A 4,748-nucleotide genomic window follows, 5' to 3' on the forward strand; every position below is an offset into this window, starting at 1 on the left:
GCGCGGCGCCGGCGAGGCGGGGTGGCCGGTCCCGGCGAGTTCCGGGCGTGCGGCCGGCAGGGCCGGGGAGCCGGGCTGGGCGAGGTGTCCCTGCTGGGCGCCGCCGGTCTGCGTGGGTGGGCGCCGCTCGGCGGCGCTCCCGAGGTCCACCGTGCTCCCCGCCTGCATCGGACCACTGGAATGCACCGGGCTACCAGAATGCGCTGAGCTACCGGAATGGACGGGGCCGGCGAGGTTCACCGTGCCGCCGGGCTGCGGCGTGCCGGCGGCGGTCATGACGCTGTCGGGATGCGCGGTGGGGCCGACGTGCATCGTGCTGGTGCCGACCATGATGCGGCCGTCGTCGGCCGCGTTGAGGTTGAACGCGATCCGGCCGTCGGCGAGCTGCAGCGCGCTGATGTCGCCGTTCGCGGCCGCGCGCAGTTCCGGCAGGCCGGCGACGGACTGGTCGGCCAGGTGGTGGGCGGCGAGGCGGGCCGGGGAGGTCAGGTCACCGGCGTGCAGTCCCGCGGTCGGGGCGATCCCGCTCAGGGGGTTGCCGTCGCCGAGCGGGTGCAGGCCGGTCGGCGACAGGTTCGCCGCCGTCGACACGCCGTGGGCCAGGGCGGGGCTCGACCCGGCGGGCAGCGTGGTGGCGAGGTTCTCCCCGGCGGTGGTGGGCAGGTGGACGCCGGCCAGCGACGAGCCGGGCAGCACGAGCTGCCCGCCGAGGCCGCCGGCCTGCCCCGGGTGGGCGGAGACGCCGGCGCCCAGCAGGGAGTGGACGCCGGAGACTCCCGCGGCGGACTCCGGCACCAGCAGGCCGGAGTCGGTGTGCGTCATACCGGGCTCGGGGACGTGCAGGTTGTGCAGGATGCCGTCGGTGACGCGCACCGCGCCGCCGGCGGCCTGGGCGATCTTGACCTGAGCGGCGAGCGCCGCGTGGTCGCCGATCCCCAGGCCGCGGCCGAGGACGCCGAGCCGGAAGGCGTCGTGTACGCCGAGGACACCGATCTCCACGCCGTGGAGCGGCAGGAAGATCTTGAGCCATTTCCAGTCGCCGAACTCGTTGCTCAGCAGCCTTGGCACGGCCCGCAGCCCCGTGCCGAGGCCGCCGACGAGGTCCCGGGCGAACCCGGGCACCGCCTCTACGCTGGTAAGGAGCGCGGCAGGCAACGTGCCGCCGACGTCGGCGATGCTGCGTAGCAGTTTCCCGGTGGCCGCGGGGAAGCCCAGCACGGCGTCCTTGAGGGTGACCAGGCCGTGCGCCCCGAGAACGTCGGCGACGGTGAAGGTTTTGATTTTCCACAGGGACCCGGAGCGGACGGTGTCGGCGATCGTGGCGGCGATGTCGCCGATGCCGTCGACGATGGTGGTGAGGCGCAAGGTGGTGACCGCGTGCCAGAAGTCGTTGCCGAGCCGGGCGATCGTCTTCCCCGTCGTGCTGACCGCGTCCTTGATGGTGGTCACGGCGGTGCGGGCGATGTTCTTCAGGGTGGCCAGTGCGATGAGTGGTTTCGTGGAGGGCCCGAGCAGGCCGAGCAGGCCGAGCACCAGGCCCGCGATGTTCGTCTTGCCCTGGGTGAAGTCGATGACCGCCTTGGTGGCCAGGACCGCGTTCAGGCCGAGGGCGAGCAGGCCGATGGGTCCGCCGACGAACACGGCGACGACCGTGATCGCCAGCACGATCCAGCCGAAGATCTCCCAGAAGACCTCGCAGGCGGACTTCTTCGGGTTCGGTGAGTGGATGAATCCCCGCGCGCCGCGGATGGTCTCGGCGGCGCTCTTCGCGGCCCGCTCCTGGTCGCCGCCAGCGGCCTTGGCGTCGCTGGCGAGGGTGTCCCGGCGCTGGTCGTCGGCGGCCAGGCCGGCCGCCTGGGCGAGCGCGGCATCCGCCCGGGCCTGGGCATCGCGCATCGCGGTGAGGTAGGAGCGCACGGCCGGTTCGGTCTGGTGGAACGCCTGGCGGACCCCGCCGATGAAGTCCTGGATGGCGGTGTTGACGGTGTCGCGCAGCCAGTCCGCGGTCTTGCCGACGAAGGCCCCCTCGCCGCTCTTGGCGACGACCTGGCGCAGGCCGGTGTCGGCGGCGTCCGCGTGCCCGGCCATGGTGACCATGAAATCGGCGACGCCCGCCAGCGCGTCGGGGTCGCCGGGGGTGGGATCGCCGGGCAGCCCGAGCGGGGACCAGTCGGTCGGTCGTGGCACGCGGCCCTCCTCGTGGCTGCCCGCGGCGGCTCCCGGTGTCCGCGTGCGCGGAAGGTGCCGCTGTCGAGAGCACCTTCGTTCGACGGGTACTGCGCCCCCGTCCGGTACTACGCGCCGACCCGGTCGTCTGGTTCACCGGTGAACCCTGTGGCCCACGGCGCGCGTAGTAGGAGGCAGTGGGCCGTCCCGCCGGCCCGTCGCCGCGGACAGGAGCCGGCATGGTTGATCTCGTGCTCGACTACAACCTGCTGCATGAGCTGGCTGCCAGCATGCAGAGTCTGCGCGGGCAGATCCAGACCGACGTCGAGTCCGTCGGGGGGCGCGCGGTCGTCAGCAGCCAGGGCGAGATCGGGTCGGACGCGGTGGGCAGCGCGACCCTGTTCGCCGCGCTGAGCGCGTTCTACAGCACCTGCCACAAGCCGTTCAAGGACTCGATGGACAAGCTGGACGAGCTGGCGAAGCTGCTCGACAGCGTGGCCAAGGCCTACTTCGAGCTGGACAGCGACATCTTCACCAAGGTCAACGAGGGCCGGGTGCAGGCGCAGATCAGCGAGTGGAAGGCCAAGGAGGACGCCTGGAAGCACTACCAGGAGACCAAGGACCAGGTCATCATCTACAAGTACTACGACGAGAACGGCGTGCTGCGGACCGCGACCATCCCGCTGTGGGGCAAGGACCGACCGCCGCCGCAGGACCCGGGGGCGGCGCCGAGCACCCTGGCAGGGCCGGGTGGCACCGGCACCACCACCGCCACGAAGGTCGACAGTGACGGCAGGGTGATCTCCGAGACCAGCACCATCACCTCGTCCAGCGGGCTGAGCTACTCGGAGGAGACGACCTACACCTACCAGGACTTCAACGGCGACGGGACGACCGACACCGTCGACTACACCACCACCGTCACCCACTCGGACGGCAGCAAGGAGGTCATCACCCAGACGACGAACCCGGACCGGACCTACGTGGTGACCAGCACCACCGACGACGGCACGACCTCGACCACGGTCACCCCGGGCGACCACGGTCAGTACCACAGCGTGACGGTGGACCCCGAGGGCAACACGACCACCACCTCCGTCGTGCTCATGCCCGACGGCACGGGCACGAAGGTCGTCACCGGCCCGAAGGGAACCGACACCTACACCGGCGATCCGCAGCGCGGCCTGTGGACGTCGACATCGCACGAGGACCCGCCCTCGGATGACCCGTACACCCCCATCAACGAGTGACCAGCAACGAGTGACCAACAACGAGTGACCAGCAACGAGTAAGGAGCGGCGCATGGCGGACATCACGATCGACTACGAGCAGGTCAACGGGGTCGCGACGCAGCTCAACGCCGCCGTCGCCGAGACGGTGCCGAAGCTGACCGCGCTGCAGTCGGCGGTGTCGGGCCTGCTGACCAACGGTGGTGGCCTGTGGCTGGTGCGGTCCAGCCCGACCCTGCAGCAGCAGTACACCGACTTCAACACCTCGGTCACGAACGCGGTGAACAACATCACCAGCTTCGCGCACCAGTTCAACAACATCGTCTCGCAGCTGCAGGCGATGGACGCGGCGATCAGCAGCACCTGAGCCGCCCCCATCCGGCCGGACAGCGACCTACGGAGGAACCAGCACATGGCGGAGATCGACGTCGACTACGGCCAGGTCCGCGCCGTGGCCGGGCGGCTGACCAGCGAGGGCAGTGAGATCCAGAGCACGCTCTCGCTGCTGCAGTCGCGGGTGACCGAACTGCTCACCAGCTCCGGGGGACTGTGGATGACACAGTCCAGCCCGGTGATGAGCGCCCAGTACGCCGAGTTCAACGCGTCACTGACCGCGGCGATCCAGAACATCGGCAAGTTCGCGGAGAGCTTCAACATGATCTCCCAGAACCTGCAGACGATGGACGCCTCCCTCGCGAAGCCGTCCACGTCGGACGCCTGAGCGCTCAGCGCGGCGCACGGTCATCAGCGCAGCACGGTGTGGGGGATCGTGATCGTGCGCAGCGTCCCGGCCGCGTCGGTGATGTGACCGCGGCCGGGACGCACCCCGGCGCGCAGCAGACTCGGCGGGATCCTGGTCCCCAGCAGGTCACCCTCCAGCGAGGTCTGCGGTGCGAGGAGCACCCCCTGGCGGGAGCGGCGGGCCTCCCCCAGCCAGCCGCTGATCGACTGGCTCAGCGCCTCGCCGCTGCCCGCGAAGGCCAGCCCGACCCCCCGGTCCCGCCCGGCGGAGACGATCTCGCGCAGCGGTGCCTCCAGCGGTGAGGAGAACCCGAGCAGGTCCACGTCGTCGACGAGGACGACCGCCGGCCCCTCGACGGTGAGGCTCGCGTCGAGCCCGGCGAGGCTGACCTGGGGGTGGGCGGCGAGACGGCGCAGCGGCGAGTCCCGCGGGGTGAGCACGACCAGCCTGGTGCCACCGGCGAGCAGCGACACGGCCAGCGTCGCCAGCGTGTTGCTGCGTCCCGAGCCGGGGGGACCGGCGATGAGGAACGTGTGGGCGCGCCCGGCGAAGTCGAGCAGCACCGGCGCGGCCGCGTCGCCGCCGACGCCGAGCAGCGCCCGCAGCGGGCC

General features: G+C 71.4%; 3 protein-coding genes and 2 pseudogenes. 3 read left to right on the top strand and 2 right to left on the bottom strand.

The features are described 5' to 3' along the window. Window positions 1-2,187, bottom strand: a pseudogene (locus MXD58_RS20180) (hypothetical protein); the annotation flags it as partial. A 218-nt stretch (window positions 2,188-2,405) separates the two neighbouring features. Between MXD58_RS20180 and MXD58_RS20185 the strand changes: the two are divergent. The 3 genes from MXD58_RS20185 to MXD58_RS20195 are packed head-to-tail and all read left to right on the top strand — an operon-like array spanning window position 2,406 to window position 4,116. Further along, window positions 2,406-3,416, top strand: a complete 1,011-nt coding sequence (locus MXD58_RS20185; protein WP_248837708.1) for a hypothetical protein — start codon at window positions 2,406-2,408, stop codon at window positions 3,414-3,416. 52 nt (window positions 3,417-3,468) lie between these two features. After that, complete coding sequence (locus MXD58_RS20190; RefSeq protein ID WP_248837707.1) at window positions 3,469-3,762, top strand: hypothetical protein; 294 nt, start codon at window positions 3,469-3,471, stop codon at window positions 3,760-3,762. A gap of 45 nt (window positions 3,763-3,807) precedes the next feature. After that, window positions 3,808-4,116 (top strand): WXG100 family type VII secretion target, encoded by a 309-nt coding sequence (locus tag MXD58_RS20195; RefSeq protein ID WP_248837706.1) that lies wholly within the window; start codon window positions 3,808-3,810, stop codon window positions 4,114-4,116. 23 nt (window positions 4,117-4,139) lie between these two features. Here MXD58_RS20195 and MXD58_RS20200 read toward each other — a convergent pair. After that, window positions 4,140-4,748 (bottom strand): annotated as a pseudogene (locus MXD58_RS20200) (FtsK/SpoIIIE domain-containing protein); the annotation flags it as partial.

The organism is Frankia sp. AgKG'84/4 (assembly GCF_023242965.2).
Lineage (GTDB): Bacteria > Actinomycetota > Actinomycetes > Frankiales > Frankiaceae > Frankia.

Bases quoted from the DNA above. Each gene is read 5' to 3' on its own strand.
- MXD58_RS20185 (WP_248837708.1), top strand. From the start codon at position 2,406: ATGGTTGATCTCGTGCTCGACTACAACCTGCTGCATGAGCTGGCTGCC.
- MXD58_RS20190 (WP_248837707.1), top strand. From the start codon at position 3,469: ATGGCGGACATCACGATCGACTACGAGCAGGTCAACGGGGTCGCGACG.
- MXD58_RS20195 (WP_248837706.1), top strand. From the start codon at position 3,808: ATGGCGGAGATCGACGTCGACTACGGCCAGGTCCGCGCCGTGGCCGGG.